At 70.5% G+C, this 24,916-nt stretch carries 21 protein-coding genes and 4 pseudogenes; 14 read left to right on the top strand and 11 right to left on the bottom strand.

The genetic code is table 11. From position 1 onward, the window contains the following. The first annotated feature begins 43 nt into the window (after positions 1–43). The 6 genes from dpgA (at position 44) to HUT19_RS01105 (ending at position 6,830) form a co-directional block, all read left to right on the top strand. A complete protein-coding gene (dpgA, locus tag HUT19_RS01130) occupies positions 44–1,210 on the top strand; it encodes a 3,5-dihydroxyphenylacetyl-CoA synthase DpgA (protein ID WP_176178642.1) in 1,167 nt (388 codons plus the stop codon). Positions 1,211–1,236: 26 nt separating this feature from the next. Continuing rightward, positions 1,237–1,896: an enoyl-CoA-hydratase DpgB gene (dpgB, locus tag HUT19_RS01125; protein ID WP_217712222.1), complete on the top strand. Its 660-nt coding sequence runs from the start codon at positions 1,237–1,239 to the stop codon at positions 1,894–1,896. Then, positions 1,893–3,200 carry a (3,5-dihydroxyphenyl)acetyl-CoA 1,2-dioxygenase DpgC gene (gene dpgC, locus HUT19_RS01120; protein WP_176178641.1) on the top strand — a complete coding sequence of 436 codons (1,308 nt, stop codon included), beginning with the start codon at positions 1,893–1,895 and terminating at the stop codon, positions 3,198–3,200. The genes dpgB and dpgC overlap by 4 nt, the downstream gene beginning before the upstream one ends. After that, positions 3,197–4,060 carry an enoyl-CoA-hydratase DpgD gene (gene dpgD / locus HUT19_RS01115; protein ID WP_217712221.1) on the top strand — a complete coding sequence of 288 codons (864 nt, stop codon included), beginning with the start codon at positions 3,197–3,199 and terminating at the stop codon, positions 4,058–4,060. Before dpgC ends, dpgD begins: the two co-directional genes overlap by 4 nt. Before the next feature lie 83 nt (positions 4,061–4,143). Further along, entirely contained in the window at positions 4,144–4,944 is an 801-nt protein-coding gene (locus HUT19_RS01110; RefSeq protein ID WP_176178640.1) for an alpha/beta fold hydrolase, read from the top strand. A 470-nt stretch (positions 4,945–5,414) separates the two neighbouring features. Further along, a complete protein-coding gene (locus HUT19_RS01105) occupies positions 5,415–6,830 on the top strand; it encodes a glycoside hydrolase family 16 protein (RefSeq protein ID WP_176178639.1) in 1,416 nt (471 codons plus the stop codon). Between the two features lie 335 nt (positions 6,831–7,165). Here HUT19_RS01105 and HUT19_RS42565 read toward each other — a convergent pair. Beyond that, positions 7,166–7,346: pseudogene (locus HUT19_RS42565) on the bottom strand (DUF2267 domain-containing protein); the annotation flags it as partial. 252 nt (positions 7,347–7,598) lie between these two features. Here HUT19_RS42565 and HUT19_RS01100 point away from each other — a divergent pair. Further along, entirely contained in the window at positions 7,599–8,090 is a 492-nt protein-coding gene (locus HUT19_RS01100) for an Hsp20/alpha crystallin family protein (RefSeq protein ID WP_176178638.1), read from the top strand. A gap of 200 nt (positions 8,091–8,290) precedes the next feature. On the opposite strand, the gene HUT19_RS01095 is transcribed toward HUT19_RS01100, so the two are convergent. After that, positions 8,291–8,722 carry an SPW repeat protein gene (locus HUT19_RS01095; protein ID WP_254885355.1) on the bottom strand — a complete coding sequence of 144 codons (432 nt, stop codon included), beginning with the start codon at positions 8,720–8,722 and terminating at the stop codon, positions 8,291–8,293. 322 nt (positions 8,723–9,044) lie between these two features. On the opposite strand from HUT19_RS01095, the gene HUT19_RS01090 reads away from it, so the two are divergent. Then, positions 9,045–9,695: a hypothetical protein gene (locus HUT19_RS01090; protein WP_176178637.1), complete on the top strand. Its 651-nt coding sequence runs from the start codon at positions 9,045–9,047 to the stop codon at positions 9,693–9,695. Between the two features lie 855 nt (positions 9,696–10,550). Here the strand turns inward: HUT19_RS01090 and HUT19_RS01085 are convergent. The 5 genes from HUT19_RS01085 to HUT19_RS01065 form a co-directional block, all read right to left on the bottom strand. Further along, positions 10,551–10,946, bottom strand: a complete 396-nt coding sequence (locus tag HUT19_RS01085) for a DUF2267 domain-containing protein (RefSeq protein WP_176186324.1) — start codon at positions 10,944–10,946, stop codon at positions 10,551–10,553. Positions 10,947–11,047: 101 nt separating this feature from the next. Then, positions 11,048–11,479 (bottom strand): Hsp20/alpha crystallin family protein, encoded by a 432-nt coding sequence (locus tag HUT19_RS01080; protein WP_176178636.1) that lies wholly within the window; start codon positions 11,477–11,479, stop codon positions 11,048–11,050. A gap of 90 nt (positions 11,480–11,569) precedes the next feature. Next, on the bottom strand, positions 11,570–11,872 hold the full coding sequence (locus tag HUT19_RS01075) for a hypothetical protein (RefSeq protein ID WP_176178635.1): 303 nt from the start codon (positions 11,870–11,872) through the stop codon (positions 11,570–11,572). A 71-nt stretch (positions 11,873–11,943) separates the two neighbouring features. Next, a complete protein-coding gene (locus tag HUT19_RS01070) occupies positions 11,944–13,287 on the bottom strand; it encodes a carotenoid oxygenase family protein (RefSeq protein WP_368661673.1) in 1,344 nt (447 codons plus the stop codon). Continuing rightward, positions 13,284–14,564 carry an MFS transporter gene (locus HUT19_RS01065; RefSeq protein WP_176178634.1) on the bottom strand — a complete coding sequence of 427 codons (1,281 nt, stop codon included), beginning with the start codon at positions 14,562–14,564 and terminating at the stop codon, positions 13,284–13,286. Before HUT19_RS01065 ends, HUT19_RS01070 begins: the two co-directional genes overlap by 4 nt. A gap of 129 nt (positions 14,565–14,693) precedes the next feature. Here HUT19_RS01065 and HUT19_RS01060 point away from each other — a divergent pair, with 129 nt between their 5' ends. Then, entirely contained in the window at positions 14,694–17,357 is a 2,664-nt protein-coding gene (locus tag HUT19_RS01060; protein ID WP_176178633.1) for an AAA family ATPase, read from the top strand. Here the strand turns inward: HUT19_RS01060 and HUT19_RS01055 are convergent. Further along, positions 17,319–17,681, bottom strand: coding sequence for a DUF2255 family protein (locus HUT19_RS01055; RefSeq protein ID WP_303331538.1), 363 nt, complete (start codon positions 17,679–17,681; stop codon positions 17,319–17,321). The two genes, HUT19_RS01060 and HUT19_RS01055, sit on opposite strands and share 39 nt — an antisense overlap. 119 nt (positions 17,682–17,800) lie before the next feature. Between HUT19_RS01055 and HUT19_RS01050 the strand changes: the two genes are divergently transcribed. Then, positions 17,801–18,070 (top strand): hypothetical protein, encoded by a 270-nt coding sequence (locus tag HUT19_RS01050; RefSeq protein ID WP_176178631.1) that lies wholly within the window; start codon positions 17,801–17,803, stop codon positions 18,068–18,070. A gap of 264 nt (positions 18,071–18,334) precedes the next feature. Here the strand turns inward: HUT19_RS01050 and HUT19_RS01045 are convergent. After that, a pseudogene (locus HUT19_RS01045) lies at positions 18,335–18,753 on the bottom strand (IS701 family transposase); the annotation flags it as partial. Positions 18,754–18,780: 27 nt separating this feature from the next. Between HUT19_RS01045 and HUT19_RS01040 the strand changes: the two are divergent. Continuing rightward, a pseudogene (locus tag HUT19_RS01040) lies at positions 18,781–19,035 on the top strand (transposase); the annotation flags it as partial. 272 nt (positions 19,036–19,307) lie between these two features. Here the strand turns inward: HUT19_RS01040 and HUT19_RS01035 are convergent. After that, entirely contained in the window at positions 19,308–19,880 is a 573-nt protein-coding gene (locus HUT19_RS01035; protein WP_176178630.1) for a dihydrofolate reductase family protein, read from the bottom strand. 172 nt (positions 19,881–20,052) lie between these two features. Here HUT19_RS01035 and HUT19_RS01030 point away from each other — a divergent pair, with 172 nt between their 5' ends. Further along, positions 20,053–20,955 (top strand): LysR family transcriptional regulator, encoded by a 903-nt coding sequence (locus HUT19_RS01030; RefSeq protein ID WP_254885353.1) that lies wholly within the window; start codon positions 20,053–20,055, stop codon positions 20,953–20,955. A 110-nt stretch (positions 20,956–21,065) separates the two neighbouring features. Here HUT19_RS01030 and HUT19_RS01025 read toward each other — a convergent pair whose 3' ends face one another. Beyond that, positions 21,066–21,983 (bottom strand): NADP-dependent oxidoreductase, encoded by a 918-nt coding sequence (locus HUT19_RS01025; RefSeq protein ID WP_176178629.1) that lies wholly within the window; start codon positions 21,981–21,983, stop codon positions 21,066–21,068. A gap of 196 nt (positions 21,984–22,179) precedes the next feature. On the opposite strand from HUT19_RS01025, the pseudogene HUT19_RS42560 reads away from it, so the two are divergent. Together HUT19_RS42560 and HUT19_RS01015 are read left to right on the top strand one after the other, a co-directional pair. After that, positions 22,180–22,730, top strand: a pseudogene (locus tag HUT19_RS42560) (IS5/IS1182 family transposase); the annotation flags it as partial. A gap of 624 nt (positions 22,731–23,354) precedes the next feature. Further along, complete coding sequence (locus HUT19_RS01015) at positions 23,355–24,824, top strand: FG-GAP repeat protein (RefSeq protein WP_254885351.1); 1,470 nt, start codon at positions 23,355–23,357, stop codon at positions 24,822–24,824. Positions 24,825–24,916: the final 92 nt, after the last annotated feature.

The following is a 24,916-nucleotide window of genomic DNA, read 5'->3' as shown; positions in this document are numbered from 1 at the left end:
AAAGGCCGCGCAGTAAACCGCGCATGTGGGGGTGGACGTTCCGATGACCATCAATCTCGATCCTCCGGAGGGCCTTCGGACGACGGCCCTGGAGGCCGAGGCCTTCGACACCGCCGTCCTGACCGGAGACGGCGTCCTGAAGACGCCCTACCGGCCGCGGATCCTCGGGGTGGGCACCGCCGCCTCGTCCACCGTCTACTCCCAGCAGGAAGTGCTCGACGCGTTCGGCATCACCGATGCCAGGATCAGCTCCGTCTTCCGCAACAGCGCCATCGAACGGCGCCACCTGACCCTGCCCGAGCCGGACGGGGACGGCGTCCGCCACCCGGAGCCGCAGGGCGATCTGCTGGACAAGCACAAGGCCCTGGCGGTCGAGATGGGCGCCGAGGCGCTGCGCGCCTGCCTGAAGCGGGCCGGTGCCGAACTCTCCGACCTGCGCCACCTGTGCTGCGTCTCCTCCACCGGCTTCCTCACCCCGGGTCTGAGCGCCCTGATGATCCGTGAGTTGGGCATCGACCGGCACTGCGGCCGCAGCGACATCGTCGGCATGGGCTGCAACGCGGGGCTCAACGCCCTGAACGTGGTGGCCGGCTGGTCCGCCGCCCACCCCGGCGAACTCGCCGTCGTCCTGTGCACGGAGGCCTGCTCCGCGGCGTACGCGATGGACTCCTCGATGCACACCGCGGTCGTCAACAGCCTCTTCGGCGACGGCGCGGGGGCCATCGCCCTGATGTCCGGGCCCGGCGACGAGGCGTCGGCTCCCTGCGAGGGCCCGACCGTGCTGAAGTTCGCCAGCTGCATCATCCCCGACGCAATCGACGCGATGCGCTACGACTGGGACCGTGAGCTGGACCGGTTCAGCTTCTACCTCGACCCGCAGATCCCGTACGTCGTCGGCGCCCACGCCGAGAGCGTGGTCGACCGGCTGCTGACGGACACCGGGCTGCGCCGCGGCGACATCCGCCACTGGCTGGTGCACTCCGGCGGCAAGAAGGTCATCGACGCGGTCACCGTCAACCTGGGGCTGACCCGGTACGACCTGCGGCACACCGTCGGCGTGCTGCGGGATCACGGCAATGTGTCGAGCGGATCGTTCCTCTACTCCTACGAACGACTTCTCGACGAGCGGGTGACCCGGCCCGGCGACTACGGGGTGCTCATGACGATGGGCCCGGGGTCCACCCTCGAGACGGCGCTGGTGCAGTGGTGACGACGGGGGAGAACACCGTGCGAGACGTGAGTGATGTGCTGATGATGACCATCGACGGCACCCGGCCGCTGTCGATCGGTGCCGTGAGCGAACTGACCGTGTTGTGCGACCGGGCCGAGGGTCGGGACACGGGCGGAGTCGTCACCCTGTGCGTCACCGGCGCGCCCGGGCCGGGGTGGGCCGACGGACTGAACATCGCCCTGGTCACCAAGTGGGAGCGGGCCCTGCGGCGGCTCGAGCGGCTGCCCGCGGCGACCATCGCGCTCGCCGTCGGCGACTGCGGGGGCGCGGCCCTCGACACCTTCCTCGCCGCCGACATCCGCATCGCGACGCCCGGCACCCGGCTGCTCATGCCCTTCGACGGAGAGGCCACCTGGCCCGGCATGGCCGCCTTCCGGCTCGTCCGGCTGGCCGGAGTCGCCCGTGTCCGGCGCAGCGTGCTCTTCGGGCAGCCCATCTCCGGAGCCGAGGCACTGGCGTCCGGCATCGCCGACGAACTCACCGACAGCCCCGAAGCCGCCGCGGCCACCACCGCGCAACTGGTCGAGGAGGTGTCCGGCAAGGAGCTCGCCATCCGGCGCCAGCTGCTCTTCGACGCGGAGACCACCAGCTTCGAGGACGCCCTCGGCTCCCACCTGGCGGCCTGCGACCGCGCCCTGCGGCGCGGCGCCGCGGAGGCCGCATGACGGCCGCGCCGCACCGCCGGGAGTCCGCCCCCGACGGGTGGCAGGCCCTGACCGAGGCCACCGAGCGGGCGGAGAAGGTCCTGGCCGCGCTGCCCGGCCCGGTGCGGCGCACCGCCGAGCAGCGGGCCGAGGCCGAGGCGGCGAAGAACGCGGCCCGCGCCCGTCGGGCCCGGTTCCTGGACGAGCATGCCGACACCGTCTACGACCGCCTCACCGAGGGGCGCACCCGCCACCTGCGCATCGACGAACTGGTCGCCGCCGCGTCGGGCGCGTTCCCCGGCCTGGTGCCGACCGAGGAGCAGCTTGCGCAGGAGCGGAGCCGGCCACAGGCGGACAAGGAAGGCCACGAGATCGACCAGGGCATCTTCCTGCGGGCCGTCCTCCGCTCCTCCTCCGCCGGCCCGCATCTGCTCGACGCTATGCTCCGGCCGTCGGACCGGGCGCGGCGGCTGCTGCCGGAGTTCCTGCGGACCGGCGTGGTGGAGATGGAGGCCGTACGGCTGGAGCGCCGCGACGGGGTGGCCCGGCTGACGATGTGCCGGGACGACCGCCTCAACGCCGAGGACGAGCAGCAGGTCGATGACATGGAGACTGCCGTCGACCTGGCCCTGCTCGACCCGGGCGTCCGGGTGGGCCTGCTGCGCGGCGGCGAGATGAGCCACCGCCGCTACCGGGGGAAGCGGGTGTTCAGCGCCGGGATCAATCTCAAATACCTCAGCTCGGGCGACATCCCGCTGGTCGACTTCCTGCTCCGCCGCGAACTGGGCTACCTCCACAAGCTGGTCAGGGGGGTGCGCGCGGAGGACAGCGGCCTGTGGCACACCCGGCACATCGAGAAACCCTGGGTCGCCGCCGTCGACGGGTTCGCGATCGGCGGTGGCACCCAGGTGCTGCTGGTCCTCGACCATGTCATCGCCGCGTCCGACGCCTACCTCAGCCTTCCGGCCGCCAAGGAGGGGATCATCCCCGGCGTGGCCAACTTCCGGTTCAGCCGGTACGCCGGGCCGAGGCTGTCCCGCCAGGTGATCCTGGAGGGCCGCCGGATCTGGGCGTCGGAACCCCAGGCCCGGCTGCTGGTGGACGAGGTCGTGGAGCCACGGGAAATGGACGCCGCCATCGAGCGCGCCGTGGCGCGGCTGGACGGCGAGGCGGTGCTCGTCAACCGGCGCATGCTCAACCTCGCGGAGGAGCCGGTGGACGCGTTCCGCGCGTACATGGCCGAGTTCGCCCTCCAGCAGGCGCTGCGACTGTACGGCGTCGACGTGATCCACAAGGTGGGCCAGTTCGCGGCGGGCGAGCCGTGACGGCCGGAGGCGGGGACGCCGACCGGCCCCGGGTGCGCTACGAGAAGAAGGACGGCGTCGCTCACGTCACCCTCGACCGTCCCGAGGTGCTGAACGCCATGGACCTGCGCATGCACGAGGAACTCGCCGCCGTCTGGGACGACGTGGAGGCAGACGACGAGGTCCGGGTCGCGGTCCTGACCGGCGCGGGCGAGCGGGCCTTCTCCGTCGGGCAGGACCTCAAGGAGCGGGCCCGGCTCACCGCCGAAGGGGCCGCGGCGACGACGTTCGGCAGCCGCGGCCAGCCCGGCTGGCCCCGGCTCACCGAACGGTTCACCCTGTCCACACCGGTGCTGGCGCGGGTGAACGGCTACGCGCTCGGCGGCGGCTTCGAGCTGGTGCTCGCCTGCGATCTCGTCATCGCCGCTCACGACGCGGTCTTCGCCCTCCCGGAGGCGCGGCTGGGACTGGTCCCCGGCGCGGGCGGCGCGTTCCGCCTCGCCCGGCAACTGCCCCTCAAGACGGCCATGGGGTATCTGCTCACCGGAAATCGGATGGACGCGGCGACCGCCCTCGGCTTCGGCCTGGTCAACGAGGTCGCCGACCGGGAGGAGCTGGACGACCGGGTCGCCGCCTGGACGGCCGACCTGGTCCGCAGCGCGCCCCTGTCGGTGCGTGCCATCAAGGAGTCGGTCATGCGGTCGCTGGACCGGCCGTTGGAGGAGGCGTTCTCCACCCGCTACGCCTGGGAGGAGCGCCGTATGCACAGCCGGGACGCCGCGGAGGGCCCCCGGGCCTTCGCGGAGGGGCGCGACCCGGTCTGGACCGGCAGCCGAGACGAGTCGGCGCCGGTCGCGCCTCCGGGTGCGTCGGCGGGGTAACCCGCCGACGCACCCGGAGGCTTAACGAGTCCCGCACCACCGTGCGGGACCCCGCGGAGGAACACGGGGGAGGGGAAACGCCGATGCCGGTGGCGCACGTCAACGGAGTCGATGTCAGCTTCGAGGACCACGGCCGCGGAGAGCCGGTGGTGATGGTGGCCGGAACCGGCGCGCCGGGCCGCGTCTGGCGCGCCCATCAGGTGCCCGCGCTGCGCGCGGCCGGCTACCGGGTGGTCGCCCTCGACAACCGGGGGAGCGGAGCCGGTCCCGGGGAGCCCGGGGACTTCACCCTGGCCGACATGGTCGCGGATGTGGCCGGTCTCATCGAACACCTCGGGCAGGGCCCCTGCCGGGTGGTGGGCCACTCACTGGGCGGGATCATCGCGCAGGAACTCGTCCTGGCCCGGCCCGAACTCGTCACGCAGGCCGTCCTGATGTCGAGCAGCGGACGCGCGGACGCGCTGATGAGGGCCATGGCGGCGGCCGACCTCGAGCGGGCCGACAGCGGCGTCAAACTCCCGCCCGCCCTCTTGGCGTACCAGCTCGCGATCCAGAACCTCTCCCCGCGCACGCTCAACGACGAGGAGAGACTCCGGGACTGGCTCGGTGTCCTGGAGATGTCCCCGCCCGACCCCTCGGCGGTCCGCGCGCAACTGGGCATCGAGATCATCCCGAACCGCCTTGCGCTCTACCGGAAGATCGCCCGCCCCTGCCTCGTCATCGGCTTCCAGGACGACCTGGTCGTCCGCCCGCATCTGTCCCGGGAACTCGCCGAGGCCATCCCATCGGCCCGCTACACCGAGATCCCCGGCTGCGGCCACTACGGTTACCTGGAGCGTCCGGAGGCCGTGAACGTGGCACTGACCGACTTCTTCGCGGCATAGCGGACCCCTCGTCGTCCGGGACGGTGGAGGGAAGCGGAACGGGTCCGAGGGTTTCGCAGGTCGGCGAGACGGGACTGGTATCCGGGCCAGGGATGTCCGGCCGTCGTCAGTGGTACTCATCCGGGTACAGGCACAGTCCGGCTGCGGCCCCCACCTCGATCAACGCGCCTCGAGCGACGACGTGTCCCGGCCACATCCCTGGGCGTGAAACCCGCGCCATGAGGCCCGCGGAGGGCGGATGGCGTGAGGTGGCCGGCGGCCGCGAGTCAGCCCCGCACCAAGGGCCGCCACACCATGGAACAAGATCTCCTCAACCTCTGCGGTCACCGTATTCAGGAAGTGACCTCAGAAAACGTTGTCTGACCGTTCTTGGCGCAATCTCTTGACGCTTGAAGTAGCGGGGACGACTATCAGCGCAGCCGTCCTGAGAGCGCTCTCTGGGCGACCAACCCCTCCCAGGAAGAGGCATCATGAGCAGAGGTACCCACAGGCGCAGCCCTGTCCGGAAAGTGGTCGTCGCCGTGCTCAGCACGCTGAGCCTGGCGGCGGCCGCCGCCACCGCCGTCACGCTGCCCGCCCACGCGACAGCGCCCGCGCCGCCCGACGGCTGGTCGCAGGTCTTCCTCGACGACTTCAACGGTGCGGCGGGGTCCGGGGTCGATACCGCTGACTGGCAGTACACGACGGGCACCAGCTATCCGGGCGGTCCGGCCAACTTCGGTACCGGCGAGGTCGAGACCATGACCGACAGCACCTCCAACGTCTCGCTGGACGGCTCCGGGAATCTGCGCATCACCCCGCGGCGCGACAGCTCCGGGAATTGGACCTCGGGCCGCATCGAGACCAAGCGCTCCGACTTCCAGCCGCCCGCGGGCGGAAAGCTGCGGGTCGAAGCGCGGCTCCAGATGCCGAATGTGACCGGCGCGGCCGCCAAGGGATACTGGCCCGCCTTCTGGATGCTGGGCGCCCCCTACCGCGGCAACTGGTGGAACTGGCCCGGCATCGGCGAGCTGGACATCATGGAGAACGTCCAGGGCCTCAACAATGCATGGGCCACCATGCACTGCGGCACCAATCCCGGCGGCCCGTGCAACGAGACATCCGGCATCGGCGGCCAGCGCGCCTGCTCCGGGACGACCTGTCAGGCGGGTTTCCATACCTACGCGGTGGAGTGGGACAAGTCCACCAGCCCCCAGGAGATACGTTTCTACCTGGACGGGGTCAACTTCCACACCGTACGGGAGAATCAGGTCGACGCCACGACCTGGAACAACGCCACCGACCACGGCTTCTTCGTCATCCTGAACGTCTCCATGGGCGGCGCGATGCCCGACAACTTCGGCGGCGGCCCCGACAGCGGCACCGAGCCAGGACACCCACTGGTCGTCGACTACGTCTCGGTGCTCAAGTCGACAAGCGGCAGCAGCCCGACCCCGACCACTCCGCCGCCCTCCAGCACGCCTCCCTCGGGCAACCGTGACGCCTACAGCGCGATCCAGGCCGAGTCCTACGACGACCAGGCGGGCCTGACCACCGAGACCACCTCCGATACCGACGGCGGCCAGGACGTGACCACGGTGGCGGGCGGCGACTGGGCGCTCTACAAGGGCATCAACTTCGGATCCACCGCGGCGACGCAGTTCCGCGGCCGAGTCGCCAGCGGCGCCACCGACGGTGTCAGCGGACTGGTCGAAATACGGCTCGACAGCCGCACCAGCACACCGATCGGCAGCTTCGCGCTCGCGAACACCGGGGGCTGGCAGAGCTGGAAGACGATCCCGTCGAACATCAGCGGCATCACCGGCACCCACGACGTCTATCTGACCTTCAGCAGCGGCCAGCCGGCCAGCTACGTGAACGTCAACTGGTTCGACTTCGCTCACTGACCACCTGGGCGAGTAAGTGACGGTCCACCAGCCGTGGAGTTCGTGCGCCTGCCGAGCGTGATTGCCGGATGTCCCCCTGGCGCGGTGGCGCCATCCGACGTACCGCGCGCCGCCCGGCGCGGCCTTCCGGACCGGAGGTGCTGCGGGCACGGCCACAGGAACGCGCAGTGACCGCAGCGGCTGAAGATCAGTACGACTACCGCAAGCGCTCCTGGCGCGATCGCCTCGCGGTGGGCGTGAACGCAGTGGCCAACGTGTCGCCGGGGGCCTTCGACCCGGCCGTCCACAAGGCCGTCTCCTCCGGGGGCGAAGACTTGGCCAACGGCCTGTCTCGGTCAGATGGGTCGTGGCCGGCCGAACAGCAGGTCGCAGCCCCCGGGGGAGCTGGAGCAGAATGTGGTCCGTCAGATCTTCGCCGATGAGGTCGGCCACGACGATGAGCGCGGCGCTGACGTCCCACGTCGCGGTCTTCTCGGTGGCTCCTTCGGTCCATGCCATGGTCCCCGCGGCCCGGACGGTGCCGCTGCCCGGCTGCGGGCACGTCCCGATGGCGGGCGCACCCGGTCTGGTGGTTCGCGTGATCCTCCGGCCACAGGCCGTGCGGGCCAGAACCTGGATGGGTCGGTGAGACAACCGACGCGGCCCTTGGGCGGCTGGCTTCGGCCTGTCCCGGGCAGGCTGGAGGCCCCGCACGACAGTCGTGTGGAGGCCGCCGCACCCGGGAATGAAATAGAACGTAGAGGATATAGGTGATGGAGGTGAACGAAAATGACGCTTCCTGTGCGACGCGGCAGCCGGGCGCCGCTGGCCGAACGTCGTGCCCCGGGCTGGGCCGCTGGTCCGCTCGCGGAGTTCGACGATCTGTTCAGCCGCATGAGCAGCTTGCTGGAATCCACGGTGGGTGGCACCCTGGCGCCGGTGACCGCGGGGATGGCGTGGTCGCCGCTGGCCGATGTCTCCGAGACCGATGACGCCTACCAGATCGAGGTCGACCTCCCTGGCGCGAAGCGCGAGGACATCGACATCGAGATGGTGGGGCAGGAACTGGTCATCAGCGGCGAGCTCAGGGAACGCGAACGGGCCGGCGTCCTGCGGCGCGGCACCCGCCGTACCGGCGGGTTCGAGTACCGGGCCCTTCTCCCGGGCGAGGTCAACTCCGAAGGCGTCAGCGCGGCCCTGCGCGACGGCGTGCTGACCGTCGGGATCCCCAAGGTGGAGAAGGCCAAGCCCCGGCACATCGAGATCACCACAGGCGACTGACCTCCCCCGGACGGTGAGCCAAGCGGACCGGACGAGCCGGCCCTCTCTCGACGGCGCCAGGTCCGGCCCGCTCGTCACAGCGGCAGGGCCGCCCGTTTCTGGAGCAGGCCGGTGGTCGCAGCAGTGCCGACGCCTCTGTCGTCGGCAACCTGGGAGACGGCCGACGGCGCAGGCGCGGAACCGGGCCTTCTCGCCACCACCTAGCGGCGCAGCGCGGCTGCGCCCGTGGCTGCTGTCGTACCGGCGCAGGCGACGGCGAGGGCGCCCGCGACGACGTTGCTTGCGATGGTGGCTGCGGTCGCCACTGGACCGGACACCACCCAGGGAGCGATGATCGTCCACACCCCCAAGGCGGCCGCGGCCCAGCTCATGCCATGAGTCCGTTCGAAGGCCGAACCGAACCCGATGGCCAGCAAGGCGAAGGCGATGCCGGTGATGAGGTTGTTCACCGCGAGAGTGCCCAGACCGTTGAAGCCCACGATCCACGGCGAGGCCGCGATGTAGAGACCGGTCAGCAGGCTGAGCGCCTCGATGCCCTGGCCGGTCGGGGTGACCGTGGCCTGTTCGGATCGCGTGCGCAGCGCCACGATGTCCGGATGAGTCTCGATCTCTCGTGAGGTCGGCGTTCCCACGTCGGCCACCTCCTCCAATGGAGCGCGGAAACCTTCTCGCCGGGTAGCCGCAGACGAGGTGGCGAATCACCCTTCGAGGGAATTGCCCTCCCCCTCCGACTGCCGCAACTGATCACTAGGCACGGTAGGAATTTGACGATAAAGGCTTGATTCCATTTCCAAGCCTGGCAGGAGGCTCCCCGCGTGCCCGAGGACGCGATGGGGCCACCGCGGACTCGCCTCCCAGGCCCGGCGTTTTGAAGAGTCCGCGGAGAGCACCCCGGCGGATACCGCCTGAGGTCCTTGCCCTCCGGCACGCCCGGGACCTGCGACGGGAGTGAGGATGAACAGGAAACGCGGCAGGAGGACCACCCGGCCCGCGCGGCTGCGCTTCGAAGGGTGGATCGCGGGCACGGGCACTTCCTCCGGGACGCGCATCGTGCTCGGACACTGGGAGCGGTCGCCGTTCGGGTCGTTCAGCGACGTGATGATCGAGCGAGCGAACGGGGAACGGCTGCTGTTGGCTCCTACGCGGCAGACGGCGGACTTCGTCGCCGACACCTACGCCTTCGACACGGTGCGCAGCGTCCCGGTCCGTGTGAGCGTCGAGGCGGAGACCTGGACCATCAGTGCCGGACAACTGGAGGTGCGCTTCACCACCGGTCGGCGAGGCCCCGTGGGGCTTGCGCTGCGTGCTGTGCCCGCCGCGCTCGCCCGCCGTCCGGCATGGAGCGCGTTGACGGACGTGCCCGCCCGCCTGCTGCTGAACGGGGTGCGGACCCGCGGCAGCGCCGGCGGCGGTCGCCGTGAGTGGTACGGCGCGCGGGATCAGAGACCGATCCGCGCGGTTTCGGCGGCCTTCGAAGACCAGGACCTCGGCGTGATGGCGTCCGTCGAACCGCCTGTGCGCTTCGGGTTCGGTTCGGTGCCCCGAAAGCCTGCCGTCACGCGGATCACCACGACGGTGGAACTGGCTCGGATCAGCGGGCCCTGATCGTTTTCCACCTGCTTGTGCGGGTACTCGCCGCTTCGTACTGAGGGACGCCGCCGACTGCGCCACCGAGGGCCCGGGTCGGGCTGATCAAAGCATGTGGCCGTGGTGTTCACGCACGTGGTCAGTCCGCCACAGCAACTGGCCGTACGGCCTTTGGTCCGAAGCGTCGGCGGGCGCGGTCGGCGGCGGCTTCGGCCGCGCGGGTCCGGGCGTCGCCGGGATCCGGGGCGAGCTGCCAGTAGGCGCACGCGGTCGGCAGCAGACCGTCGGCGCGGATCGCGTAGGCGCGGACGCGTGCCCGCTGCGGTCCGAGGGAGGTCAGCAGGCCAAGTGCGGTCCCGGCGAGGGCGGGTGAGTGGTGGGTGGGTTCCGGCGGCGCACGCGTGCGCGTGCTGGAGCCGCGGTCGGCGCACCGTGAGGGTGAGCCGACTCGCGGTCTGCCGCTCCCGGCGCAGGCGTTGGCCCTGGCCGAGGATGTGCGGGCGGTCTGCCGGACGTCGGCGCCGTGGCGCGGCCGATGCCGGGCAGCGCGATGACCGGGCGGGGGGAGCCAGTCGGTGGCCCGCTCGGCGGGGACCCAGGTCTTGCCCGGCGGGGACGTGTCGGCTCCATCGCCGCCGGCACCCGGTGGCGCGCGAACCCGGCGCTGCCGCCCCGTGCATGTGTCATCAGCGGGCTTTGGCGCAGGTAGGTCCGGGTCCCGCTTATGTGGCTGAGGGGGCCGGCCGGGGCCGTGACGGTGGAGGGGAACGAAGGCCCAGCCGGTCAGGGGCTGGGTGTCGGGGTTGCGTTCGGTGAGGGTGCGGGCGGCTTGGAGGTCGTCTGCGGGTGTGCGGGCACCGGTGGTGTGGGTGGTCAGGTGGGCTGGGGGCGACCGAAGAGAAGATCGTAGCCGGCGGGGAGCTGGAGCAGGATCTTCTCCAGCAGGTCGTCGCCGGCTGCGTCGGCGGCGGTGCTGAGGACGGCGCTGACGTCCCAGGCCGCGGTCTGATCGGTGGCCCCCTCGATCCAGGCCGCCGTCGCCCGCACGAACCGCTCCGGCGACAAGGGTTCGGCACTCTGCAGCGGGTTGAGGAGGATCAGGGCGAAGTCTTCCGGCAGATGCGCGGCCAGCTGGGCACGCACTTCACCGACCAGGTGTGCGCCCAGCAGGGCGAGCACCACACGGGCCGCGCGTTCTGCTTCCTGCAGGCTGTCGTACTCGCCGCGTTCCTTCACCTGGTCGAGGAACGCTTTCCACCGCAGGGTCACCTCGACCGCCACCCTTCATGAGTCCCAAGGGCGCGGAGGACGGGAGAGGGGGGGAGATCAGGTGCCCGTCCTCCGCCGCTCGTCGGCCTGCGTTGCCCGGCTCAGCCGGAGATCTCCTTGCGGTCGGACCCTCCGCCGATGGTTACCTTGCGGGGCTTGGCGGGCTCGGCGATCGGGATGCGCAGGGTGAGCACTCCGGCGTCGTAGTCGGCCTTGATGTGCTCGGTATCCAGCCGGTCGGCCAGCGCGATCTGGCGGGAGAAGACGCCCAGCGGCCGTTCCGACAGCTCCACCTTAACGTCGTCGGCCTTCGCCACGGGCCGGCGCTCGGCCCTGACGGTCAGCATGTTCCGTTCGACGTCGATGTCGATCGCCTCCGCGCTGACGCCGGGGAGGTCGAAGGCCACCACGTATTCGTTGCCCTCGCGGTAGGCGTCCATCGCCATCGCGGACGGCCGCGACCAGGTGCCCGGGCCCATCAGTTGCTGAGCCAGCCGGTCGAGATCACGGAAGGGGTCAGTGCGCATCAACATCGCGAAACACCTCCATCGAGCAGGTTTGGTCCTTGCTGCCAATGCGCCTCACTGAAACCGTTGTAGCATGTCATCCGATGGATGACAAACTCAATGTCGTCTGGAGGGTGACGAGCCGAGGAGGTGTGCAGGACACCGGCCGACCAGCCGACCTCTTCCCACGCCGACGCCCGGACCCCGGCGTCGTTTCTCGCCGCCGCGGCAGCCCTGGAAGCGATAGAGGACGCCCTGCGTGCCGGCCGGTACGCGGCCCAGCCCCGCGGCGGACTGCCGGCCGGGCCAGGAGCCGATCGTGGTGTGCGGCTGCCAGATCCGCTCGAGAGGAGCGGCGATCCGGATGGCGTGTTCGGCGATGACGGGGGCGTGCTCGTCGATGGTCGTGGGGTGGGTCATGGCGGTTCCTCGGTGGTGGGGGCCGGGCCGCCGCAGCGGGGGACAACGGCGACCCGGGCGGCTGGGGCGGATCAGGCGGGCACTTCGGAGTCGGGGATCCAGTGGCCGTGGATGCCGGCGGGCACCCTGCGGGGGAGTTCGACGGCGGCCACGGTGCTCAGGTCTCTCGCGTCAAGGACGAGCAGCTCCGAGGCGTCGGCCTCGAGGTCGCTGACGATGGTGAGCAGATAGCCGTCGTCCTCGGCGGTCCCGTCCTCGGCGGGCGCGAAGACGGCCTCGCCGGGCATCCGGCCCTCACCGTGCGCGAGCAGCTTCTCCTGGCCGGTCCGCGTGTCGAACTTGACGGTGTGGTAGCCCGACAGACCCGCGCCGGGGAAGGCGATGGCGTAGCCGTAGCGGTAGGCCGAACCGGTGTGGGCGTCGTTGATCGACGGGAACTCGGTGGCCAGGTCGTTGAGGGACTCGGTGGTGACCTTGCCGGTGGCCGGGTCGATGATCCACCGGTAGAAGGTCGAGCCGGCGTCGGGGCTGGTGCCGTAGCCGGGCGCGCCGACCCACCACTTCCACGAGTTCTCCCAGGCGGAACGGTCGAAGCGCGGTGCTTCGAGGACGATCCGGCCCCGCGCGTCGGTGTACGCGTTGGCGACGTGCAACAGCGCTGCCTGTTCGGCCACCTCGTACCAGGTGGTCTTGCCCCCGGCGCGCGGCATCACGCCGATGCGCAGCGGGACGTCGTCGTGCCAGCGGTAGGGGATACCGGACTGCTCGGCGTGATCGAAGACCACCGGCGAGTCGATGAAGACGACGTGCTCACGGGTGATGGCGAAGTCGTGCATGAGCGACGGGCCGGCGCCGTCGACGACCTCCGACGTGACGATGTCGCCGGAGGCGTCGGCCACGAAGTAGGTCAGGTGCGGCGGGAAGGGACTGTAGCTGAAGAAGTGCAGCTCGCCGGTCTCCGGGTCCTCTTTGGGGTGGGCGGTCATCGCGCTGGTGAGCTTGCCGCCGAAGTCGTGGACACCGATCGTGTCGAGGTCGGCGCTGACCTCCCAGGGCAGATTGGCCTCTTGCAGGGCCAGATAGCGGCCCCCGTGGAAGATGATGTTGGTGGCGGCGGCGCTGACTTCGAGCTCGGTTCCGGTGAACGGCACGCCGTCCAGGAAGGGGGTGCGCACCCAGCGGTTGCGGTACCACTCGGCCCGGCCGCCCGTGAGGCGGACGCCGTGGATCATGCCCTCGCCGCGGAACCAGTGGGTGGGGGTGATGCCCGGCTTGGGGTTGTGGCCGTTGCGGAAGTAGCGGCCGTTCAGCTCGGGCGGGAGGGTGCCGCGCACCGTCAGTTCACGGCCGGTGATCTCGTCGGGGACGGGGGTGAAGTGGCCGCTGATGTACGGCTTGTCCAGGGTCATGGTCATGCCTTTCGCGTCGAGAGAGCCGAGATGAGCAGGGTCAGGGCGGCGCAGGCCAGGAAGGCCGCGCCGAAGGAGGGGAGCAGGGTCAGGAAGGACAGGCCGATGGCTCCGCCGATCTGCCGGGTGGCGTTGACCAGCCCGCCGGCCAGGCCGTTGTCGGCGGCCGGGACGCCTGTGGAGGACATCGCGGTGAGCCGGACGAAGGCCACCCCCAGCCCGATGCCGATGAGGAGCGTCGGGCCGAGCAGGTCCACCGGAAAGGTGCCGTCGGCCGGGGTTCGGGACAGCCAGGCCAGTCCGGCCGCGAGGACCAGCAGGCCCACGGGGAGCACCTGGCGGCCGGAGACCTTGCCGGCGACCCAGGACGAGAGGGTGATCATGAGGGCCAGGGGAAGCTGGGTCAGCCCGGCCTCCAGGGGCGAGTACCCGAGGGTGCGCTGCTGGTAGAGCGACAGGAAGTAGAACAGGCCGAGCCAGACCGCGCCCAGCAGGGCCATCAGCACGTTGGGCACCGCCACCACGCTCATGCGCGCCGGCAGCAGCGGGTCGGCGGCGCGGCGCTGGAGCACCGCGAACAGGCCGAGCAGCGCCAGACCGAGTACGGCGAGCGGCCAGGGGCCTGACAGGCCGTAGGTGAGCGCGACCAGCCCCGCCGTCACCGTCACCGCGCCCGGCGCGTCCAGGCTTCCGCCGCGTGGCCGGTCGGCCCCGACCAGCAGCCGGGTGGCCACCAGGACGGCCAGGGCGAGGGGCACCATCACGACGAACACCGCACGCCAGCTGTACAGGCTGGTGAGCAGCCCGCTCAGCAGCACACCCGCCGCCCCGCCGGCACCGGAGACCGCGCCCCACACGCCGAGCGCGGTGCCACGCCGCTCCCTGTCGGGATAGAGCGTCAGCACCAGGGCCAGCGCCGTGGGCGCCAGCAGCGCGGCGCCGATTCCCTGCACCGCCCTGCCGGTGATCAGCACGATCGCGGTGGGCGCCAGTGCCGCGCCCAGGGAGGAGAGGGCGAACAGGCCGATGCCGAGCAGAAACACGCGACGCAGGCCGTATACGTCGCCCGCGCGCCCGCCCGGCAGCAGCAGCGCGCCGAAGACCAGTACGTAGGCGTTGACCGTCCACGCCTGGCCGGTGTCCGACAGATCGAGCCCGGCCCGGATCCGGGGCAGTGCGACGTTCACGATCGACGTGCTCAGCACGACCAGGAACTGGGCCGTGGCCAGAACCGCCAGCGGTATCCAGCCGGTGGTGGTCCGTTGCGGTGCGGTGCGGGTCATGGCTCGACACTCGCAGCGGACGTCCGCTGCTCGCGTCGGTAGCCATCGCCTATACGGCGCCCGCGGGAGTCCCTTGGACTGGGTCTTTCCCGGATTCCCCTGCGGGGCACGACCGCATAGGTTTCGGACATGCCCGAGACATACACGGATGTGCTGATCGGTCGTCAGGACGAGATACGTCGGCTCGACGCCCTGCTCCGAGCGGCACGGGAGGGCCGGGGCGGCGCCCTGGTCCTGCGCGGTGAGCCGGGTATCGGCAAGAGCGCGCTGCTGCGGCATCTGGACGGGGCCGCGACCGGTTTCCTCGTCATGCGGGCGTCCGGCGCGGAGTTCGAGATGGAGCTGCCGTTCGCCGCGCTGCACCAGTTGCTCGCGCCGGTCACCGGCCGGCTGATGGCGTTGCCCGCGCCGCACCGCAAGGCGCTGGAGATCGCTTTCGGCCTCGACACCGGCACACCCGATCCGTTCCTGGTCGGCGTCGCGTCGCTGGGCATCCTGGCGGAGACCGTGCGGGAGCGCCCGCTCCTGTGCGTCGTCGACGACGCACAGTGGCTGGACCAGGCGTCGGCCAAGGCGCTGGCCTTCGTGGCCCGCCGGGTCTCGGCCGAGTCGATCGCCCTCGTCTTCGCGGTGCGTGAGCCGAGCCATCTGCACGAGCTGGACGAACTGCCCGGCCATGCGCTTCAGGGACTTGGCGAATCGGATGCCCACGCGCTGCTGACCGCGGCGATCCGCGCCCCGTTGGACGAGCGGGTGCGCGACCGCATCCTGGCCGAGGCGCGCGGCAACCCCCTCGCGCTGGTGGAGCTTCCCAGGACAGCCGGACTCGCCGGGATGGCGGGCGGATTCGCCCAGCCCGACTCGGTGCCCGGGGTGATCGAGCAGAGCTTCCGGGCCCGGCTGGAACTCCTGCCGCCGACGGCCCGGCTGCTGGTGACCGTCGCCGCCGCCGACCCGATCGGCGACCCCGGCCTGCTGTGGCGTGCGGCCGAACTCCTGGGCATCGACGCGGCTGCCGCTGCGGAATCCGTCCCGCTGGTCGAGTTCGGCACCCGGATCCGGTTCAGCCACCCCCTCGCCCGCTCGGCCGCCTACCGCGCCGCGGCGCCGGAGGAGCGGCGCAGGGCGCACGAGGCGCTGGCCGCGGTGACCGACCCGGTCGCCGACCCCGACCGGCGGGCCTGGCATCGCGCCCAGGCCAGCGCGGGCCCGGACGAGCAGGTCGCCGCCGAGCTCGAAGCCTCCGCCACCCGCGCCCGGGAACGTGGCGGTGTCGCCGCGGCGGCGGCCTTCCTCGAACGCTCGGCCGCGCTCACGATCAGCCCGGTGCGACGCGCCGAGCGGGTCCTGGCCGCGGTGCAGGCCAAACTCTCGGTGGGCGACTTCGACACGGCGGCCGACCTGCTCACCACCGTGGCGACCGACGATCCGGGCCAGGCCGCCAGGGCCGATCTGCTCCGCGGCAGGCTGTCGTTCGTCCGCCGCCGGGGGGACGAAGGCCCCACGGAGTACCTCCTGCGTGCCGCCACCCGGCTGGCCGCCACCGACCCCGCCTGGTCGCGGGAGTGCTATCTGGACGCCCTCGAGATGGGCCTTCTGCTCGGCGGCCTCGACCAGGTGGTGGAGGCCGTCAGGAAGGCCCCGCCGTCGGGGGATCCGGTATCCGGCGTGGCGACGGTCCTGACCGGCCTGATCAGCCTGGTCGGCGACGGGCATCCGGCGGCGGGGGAGATCCTCGGGCCGGTCGTCGGCGACGCCGACGACCGGGTGTGGGCCAGGCGGCCGTCGCTGGGCTTCATGGTGGCCACCGAGCTGTGGAACTTCGACGCCATGCACGCCATCGCCACCCGTGCCGTCGCCGCAGGCCGCGAGTCGGGCTCCTTCCACGCGCTGCCCATCGGGCTGGCCATGCAGGCCGCCGCGACCGTGCACAGGGGCGACTTCGGCGCCGCGATGGAGCTGATCTCCGAAGAGGAGGCGATCGCCGACGCCACCGGCGCGGCACCGCTGGTCTACCCCCGCCTCCACTTGGCCGCGATGCGCGGGCGGCGCGACGATGCCGTCGAACTGTTCGCGTCGGTGGATCACCGGATGAGCCTCAGCGTGCAGTGGGCGGCAGCCGTGCTCAGCAACGGCCTGGCCGACTATCCGGCCGCGCTGAAGGCGGCGAAGCAGGCGGTCGAGTACGGCGCCGTCGGCACGGCAGGGCTTGCCCTGCCCGAACTGGTCGAGGCGGCCATGCGGTGCGGCGAGACCGAGGTCGCCACCGCGGCCCTCGCGTCCCTCCAAGAGCGCACACTGGGGAGCCGGCAGGCGTGGGGCCGTGGCGTCGAGGCCTGTGCGCGGGCCCTGGTTACCGAGGACGAGTCCGCCTACCAGGAGGCGATCGGACTGCTCGAGGACAGCGCACTGGTCGTCTACCGCGCGCGGGCGCATCTGCTGTACGGGGAGTGGCTGCGCCGGCAGGGCCGACGGCGTGACGCCCGGTCCGCGCTGCGGGCGGCGCACGAGCCGCTGTCCGACCTCGGTCTGGAGGCGTTCGCCGAGCGCGCCGCCGGCGAGTTGCGCGCCACGGGCGAGCAGGCCCGCAGCCGCACGTCGAAGGCATCGGACCAGCTGACGATGCAGGAGGTGCACATCGCACGCCTGGTCGCCGACGGCGCCACCTCCAAGGAGGTGGCGGCGAAGCTGTTCCTCAGCCCGCGGACGGTCGACGCGCACCTGCGCAACATCTTCCGCAAGCTCGGGCTCACCTCACGCAGGCAACTGCGAGACCTGCCCGACATTCGTTAGCCGCATGGTGGTCGCCGCGGCCTCGTGCCCGTTCATCGACTCCACGGGGCCGGGCCAGCTCAGCCCGTACTTGGCCCGGTAGGCACCGGAGACGCGCTGGACGAACTCGGGGTCGTCCACCGGCTGGAGGATGACGGACAGCCGGACCCCGGCCACCTCCACCTCCGTGTCCGCGTGCCGCAGTGCCCGGCGGTTCCAGGCACTGCGCCGTCCGAAAGCAGAGCGGACATACGCCTCCCCGTCGAGCACCACCACCCAGACCGTCCTGGCCGACCACCGGCCGTTCGCATGCCGCACCCACAAAACGATCTCCGATCGATCCATCACCATGTTCATGGGCCAACGTTCACCGTGCCGGCACTACGTACGCGTCGGTGGTCATCACCTAGATAGGCGGGCTTCGCCGACGCGAGGGCGGTGCTCCCACGACGAGGCTGAATGCCATGACGAACAACGACAGGAACCCCGCAACCGCAACCGCGACAGGCATACTCGAGGCGGCCCCTGGCACAGCGGCGCCTCACGACAAGGACTCCAAGAAGGGCGAGGACTCCAAGAAGAACAAGGACACGAAGAAGAACAAGGCCCAGTGGCGCGCAGCCAAGGCACTGGCGTACTTCGCCCTGATCTTCACCGGGCTCATGGTCCTGGCCGAGCCGTGGCTGCTGATCCCGGTCGCCGCCCTGCTCCTGGCGATCTCCCTGTGGGACTGACCTGGGCGCTGCCAAGCAGCGAACCTCAAGCCGTCCGCAACGACATCCGGATCCTTGGAACCGGCCGGCCCCGTCCCCGGGAGCAGGCTGACTCCTGGCCTGGGACAACACGAGCCTCGTCGGTGAGCAACACGGTGGTGGGTCGGGCGCTCGGGGCTGGTGCGGAGTGGCGTTGCAGGCGAGGCAGAGCCGAGATGCGGATGAGGAAACCGTCGTCAGGCAGCCGAGACCTGGGACTGTAACCCTGGACGAGTCCTCACAGGGCTAATGACGGAATCTCCTCCGGTGCCCGTGTCTGAGCCGAGGCCACTTCATTCGCCGCATGTATAAATACGGCCAGGCTGGTGAACAGGTGCTGAATCTCGTTGCAGGTCAGCGGGATCAGTTGGTCGGGAGCCGGCCGGTGGGCGTTTTCGTGTGCCGCGGTGACGGCGAGGAAAGCGTGCGCGAGCATGTTTTTCGAGGGTGACTCATCGGCGCCAGGGGTTCCACCGTCTGACCTGGTGTTCGTCCAGTCCGGCCAGCCCCTTTCCGGACTGGAGGGTTTCCTCCACCCGCCATCGGCTGCCCGCGACCCGCACCAGTGTGGCCAGGGGCGCCGGGCGTGGTGAGTAGCAGCGGTAGAAGGCGAGTTCACCGGTGCGGCGATTACGGCGGATCAGTAGTTGGTGGTGTCCCGGTTGGACGGCGAACCGGCTGACCATGCTACCGGCCGGTCCCGGGACGGGCTGACCACGAAGATCCACCTCGCTGCGGACGGCCGCTGCCGCCCTCTCGCGTTCGTGCTCACCGCCGGACAGGCCGGTGATCCACCGGTCTTCACCGACGTCATAGCCCACCTGCGCGTTCCCCGACGACGTGGTCGTCCGCGCACCAGACGGGACGTGGTTTTGGCGGACAAGGCCTATTCGTCCCGCGCGATCCGCGACCATCTGCGCAAGCGCGGCATCCGGACGGTGATCCCGGTCCCGGCGGACCAGCGTGGCCTCTCCGCGGGTTCGGAGGGGGCCGCGCGGAAAGGGCCTGCACATGGCAGGCACCTCGTCGCGCGGCCTACCCAACCAGCCGCCTGAAGCAGTGTCGCGGCACCGCGACCCGCTACGAGAAGACCGCGACCATCTACCTGGCCGCTCTCCACATCGCCGGGATCTTCCTCTGGTCCGCCCGGTGATCCAACGCCCGCGGGCGTGGTTCCAGCAGATGTCACGTGTGAGCGTTGGTGGGTGCGCGCGTATGGTCACCGGACGACGTCGAACACACTTTTCTGCAGGCCGTTTGCATAAGTCTCATGTTCGACAAGCCTCAACTTCTGGGTGTCTTTGTCGGTGGCGCTGAACAGGCGCTTGCCCGCGCCCAGCAGGAGCGGGAAGACGAGCAGGTGGTAACGGTCGATCAGGCCGGTGTCCGACAGGGCCTGGTTCAGGGAGGCGCTGCCATGGACGATGATCGGGCCGCCCTCGGTCTCCTTCAGCGCGGCGACGTCGTCGAGTGAGCGCAGGATCGTGGTCTCGCCCCAGTTCGACACCAACGTGTCCTCGCTGAGGGTGGTGGAGACGACGTACTTGGGCATCACCTTGTAGTCGGCGAAATCCTCCATGTCCGGCCACACCGGGCTGAAGGACTCGTAGCTGACCCGGCCCATCAGCATCGCGGTGGCTTCCTTCTGCTCCCGGTCTTTGATCTCGAATGCCTCCGGGAGGAACTCCATGTCGTTGAACGTCCAGCCCGAATTCCGGTAGCCGGGCTCGCCGCCCGGGGCCTCCACAACGCCGTCGAGCGAGATGAAGGCAGTGCTGATCAAGGTACGCATCCAAAGTCTCCAATGGGTCAGGGCAAGGCGTGGTCGCGGCTTCACGGAAGGGTTGGAGCCCGGCAGGCGGTTGCGTCAGCCGCCTGTCTGAAGACGATCTCCTGACGGACCGGTGCGCATCAACGTAGAATCCGCGAAGAACTGTTTAGTCAGGTTCAACGATGAGGATGCTGTGCTGGAACGACAGGAGACCGAGGTCTTCCTGACACTCGCCGAGGAGCTGCACTTCGGCCGTACCGCCGACCGACTGCGGTGCAGCCCGGGCCGGGTCAGCCAAATCGTCAAGGGCCTGGAACGGCGCATCGGCGCAACGCTGTTCCTGCGCACCAGCCGCCGCGTCACACTCAGCGCGATCGGTGCGCAGCTGCGCGATGACCTCCAGCCCGCACACCGGCTCATGCAACAGGCATACCGGCGGGCCGTTGTAGCCGCGCGTGGCATCGCGGGCCCGCTCCGGGTGGGTTACTCCACCCCGTGGGCGGCCGACGCCGTCCTGCGTGCGGGTGCGGTCTTTTCCGCGCGGCACCCGGAATGCACCGTCGAGGCCCACGAAACCCAGTTCGCCGACCCGTACGGGCCGCTGCGCTCCGGTGAACTTGACGTCCAGATCAGCGAGTTCCCCGTACGCGAGGCGGATCTGACGGCCGGACCGGTGCTCTTCGCAGAGCCAAGGGCGCTCATGGTCCCCGCACAGCATCCCCTGGCCCGGCAGGACAGTGTCTGTCTGGAGGATCTCGCGCGTGCCCCGCTCATCACATTCGCGGCCGAGTTCCCCTCCTACTGGCTCGAGTGCCACTTGCCCACCCATACACCCGGCGGACAGCCCATCGCGCGCGGACCTGCCGTGCGCTACTGGGCCGAGGTCCTCTCCCACGTCGCCGCCGGACACGGCGTAGCGCCTGTGGCCGCCCGCGCCGAGGCGTATCACGCCCGCCCCGGCATCGCCTTCGCCCCGTTCCGCGACGCACCTACCATCGACTACGGCCTGCTGTGGCCCACCGGCCGCGTCACGCCCGCCGTCCAGGCCCTGGTAACCGTCCTGTGCGAGACGGTTGCCGCTGAGCGTTCGCCGTGATCAGCCAGGCGCATCCCGGCATCTGAGTGGCGCAGCAGCCAGCCCGGCTATTGAATCCTCAATTATTCCCGGTCATGAAGTAGTCGGCTCGGTGATCCGAACGAAGTCGCCTAGGGCCGGAGGACGATCTTGCCGTGGGTGTGCTGTTGTTCCAGCTCGCGGAAGGCGTCTCGCACCTGTTCCAGTGGGTAGGTGTTGGCGATCGGCACCTCCAGTTGCCCACGCGCGGCAAGCCGGGCCAGCTCGCCGAGCACGACCGCACACGCCGCCGCACCTTCTCCGTAGGTCCGCGCGCCGAGCTTGGCCGCGGCCTGCCAGTCGCGGATCGTGTTGATTCGCCCGGGCCGCACGCCCAGCTCTACTGCCAGTGCCACGTAGCCGTCGCCGAAGGTGTCGATGAACGCGTCGACCCTGCCGCCGGACGCCTGACGGATCCGCTCGCCCACTCCTGGCCCGTACTCGACCGGGAGGACACCGCGACTCCTCAGCCAGGCGTGGTTCCGCTCGCTCGCCAGCCCTATCACCGTGGCGCCGCGCCGCCGCGCGAGCTGCACGGCAAGCGACCCGACTCCGCCCGCCGCACCGGAGACGACGACCGTGTCGTCCGGGCCGGGGTCCACCGCGAACACGGTGGCGTAGGCGGTCGTGCCGGCCACGTACAGCGCCCCGGCCACCTCCCAGGCCAACCCCGCCGGGCGGGGGACCAGATTCACGTCGTCGACCACGACGAACTGCGCATGGCTGGCCCGCCTGTGAGTGAAGCCCAAAACCTCATGGCCCACCGCGAAGCCCCGGACGTGCAGGCCGGCCTCCACCACGACGCCAGCCAGATCGCTGCCCTGTCCGGAGGGAAACGCCGCCGGCCAGCGTTCGTGCAGCGCGCCTGTGCGGATGTGCGCCTCGCCGGGCTGGATCCCGGCCGCGCGGACCTCGACCAGCACCTGCGCAGGACCGGGCACCGGCCGCTCCACCTCCTCCACCCGCAGCACATCGATCCCGCCGTACTCGTAGAACCGCACTGCCTGCATCGCGTGATCACCGCGCTTTCTCGTTCGGACAAGGGCTTGGACAGCCGCGCGCCAGAGGCACCGACGTCGACCGTGCCACCGCGTTCAAAGATCAAGCGCGGCTCCCTATTCCCAAGAGCACGACCGACGGCGATGCCGTCCGCGCCCAGGACTCATCTGTGGCCTGACTCAGGGCTGTCCCGTAAGCGATCTTGATGTGAGATGGTCTTGGGCCGTTGCAGGTGTGATCAGGGGGTCGGAGCCATCTCGGGTAGCCCCGTTCACCGGTCTGAGCCCGCGCATCTTCACCAAGTTGGTGCATCAGCTGCGCCGTGAGGGCGCCGGGACGCCGGGGCCGTGGTCGGCCCTGGAAGTCTCGTCTCCGTTTCAGGGCCGGGTGCCGCTGGGGACGCGTAGCGGCGGACCAACCTGACGCTGAGGCAACGGCACCGCTGTTCGGGGTGTCGAAGTCGGCAGCGGACCGGGTCATCGGCCACCTCGGACCGAAGCTCGCTCTCACCGTGGCGTCGCTTCCACAAGGGCCCCTGCTGATCGTGGACGGCACCCTCATGCCGACTCGCGAGCACTTTGTGGCTGAGCAGTCGAAGAACTATCGGCTTTCGACGAACCATCAGGTGGTCACCGACGCCGACAGCCGACTGGGGGTCGTGGTCGGCCGACCACTGCCGGGCAACCGTTAACGACTGCCGGGCCTGGGCTGAGTGCCCCGCAAAGAGCGCCGTCGGCAAGACTGTGACGATCGCCGACGTTGCCCACGAGCTCTCCCGTTGTTCGAGGCGAAGGTTCACGGTGGCTTGAAGGCACAGTGCTCGGTAGAGCGCATCGACGCATTCCGGTCAGCGTCACGCTCACAGCACCAGAAAACTCCACTGCCCCAGCACAGAAAACACCACGACAGGCGGACGTCGGACCTCCTCCTGGCTGTGCGGCACCGCCGGCTCGTACAGCACGCCCCCGGGAACGCGGCTCATCGCCGCTCATGCGAAGCGCACCCAGCCGTGGCGAGACCCTCGCCACCGTGGGCGGCTTACCTCGGCTCGTGGGGAGAGCACCGTTGACAGCCTGCCTTATCTGCGCAGGATCTTTGTGCTCACCTCGGCTCGTGCGGAGGTGAGCCGGACTGGGGGGAGATCGTCATGAGGCTGGGTGTGTGTATGCATGGCGGTAACGTGCGCGGTGAGTTCCTTCCGGCTGTCGTCGCCAGGGGCGGGGATGAGGTCGGGGGATCCGGACCGGGAGGACAGCGGGGCACCAGGAGGGCACCGCCACTGTTAACCGGGCGTCAATCGCCGGTGTCTGCCGTACAACCAGCTCCGTCCTTCGGTGGTCACACCGGATAGCCCCGGATCCGTCGACCGAGTGGGAGCCTCCGTGCCGCGTAGCTGCCGCATCCTGACGTACGCCATCGCAGCCACCGTTGTGGCCACCGCCGGGTTGGTGTTCCCCTCCGGCGCCACCGCTGCCGCACCCCATACCGCCACCAGCGACTTCAACGGCGACGGCTATGCGGATCTCGCCGTCGGCGTCCCGGACGGGACCGTCGGCGGCCGGGTCAAGGCCGGGTATGTGAACGTCGTCTGGGGCGGCCCGAAGGGCGTTGGCGCCTACGGAAGCATCCGCGTCACGCAGGCCACTTCCGAGGTTCCCGGCACCCCGGAGGCGGGCGACCGCTTCGGGGCATCCGTGGCCCTGGTGGACCTGGGCGGCGACGGCATCGCGGAACTGCTCGCCGGTGTCCCCGGCGAGGACCTCACCGACCGCGGTACGGACGCAGGCATGGTCATCGCCATAGGCGGCTCGCCAGGCGGGCCGGGATCGGGGTCGACGGTCCTGACCGGGCCGTCGCCGTCGGCTGCGTACGGCACATCGGTCGTGGCAGCCGAGCTGACCGGCGACGACAACAAGGAGATCGTGATCGGCGGCACGGACAAGGTCGTTGCTCGTGTCATCCAGGGTGAAGACAGCATGATCACCGCCGTTGTCGCCGCCCCCATGGGCGGCCGCGCCCCCGTCCTGGCCACCGGTGACTTCGACAGTGACGGCACGGCGGACCTGGCCGTGGCGTACTGGACCGCGGGCAACCCCACCACGCAGTCCCACGTGCGCCTGTGGACGTGGGACGCCGGCCGGTCCGAGATGGCCAACTTCTGGAACACGGACAACGCCGACGTGACCGCCCTGGCTGCCGGCGACTTCGACGGCGACGGCCACGACGACCTGGCCCTCGGCGAGTGCCGTGAAATCGCCGACGAGAACATCGACGACCCGTGCGGCCCCGAAAAACTCGCCAAGGGGGGCGCGGTCCACCTCCACTACGGAAGCCCCGCGAGCGGCTCGTTCGGCAGCCGCGCCCAGACTCTCCACCAGGACACGGCGGGTGTCCCGGGCGTGGCCGAGGACGGCGACCGTTTCGGCGCCGCCCTCGCGGTCGCCGACGTCAACCGCGACGGCCGCGACGATCTGATCGCGGGCGCTCCCGGTGAGGCCATCGGAAGCACAGCGGGGGCGGGCGCCGCCTGGCTGCTCTCCGGCGGCGCTCAGGGCCTGCTCGATGCGGGCGGTGCTGCCACGTCCGTCTCCTGGAACCAGGACACGCCCGGTGTCCCGGGCGTCGCCGAGGCGGGCGACGCCTTCGGCGCGGCGGTCGCCTCGGGTGGCTGCAGCGCCGGCGGTGTATCGGATGTCACGGTCGGATCCCCTGGCGAGAACGATTCCCTGGGCGCCGTATGGCTCTTCCGCAGCGGGTCGGCCAGCGGCTCGGCGGCCTTCTCGCCCCGCACGCTCGGCCTCCCGTACCTGTCCACGGCTCAGAAGTACGGCAAGCCGCTGAGCAGCCGCTGAGAGCGCCCTATGGTCGTCCTGCCCACCCCCACAGCGTCGGCTCGCCCGCCGAGCGACAGTCCGACACCTCCCTGCCCTGAGCACTCGATGTA

The organism is Streptomyces sp. NA02950 (assembly GCF_013364155.1).
In the GTDB taxonomy this organism is placed as follows: domain Bacteria; phylum Actinomycetota; class Actinomycetes; order Streptomycetales; family Streptomycetaceae; genus Streptomyces.
Note: the sequence above shows the minus strand (reverse complement) of the source record. Positions and strands in the feature narration are given on the sequence as shown.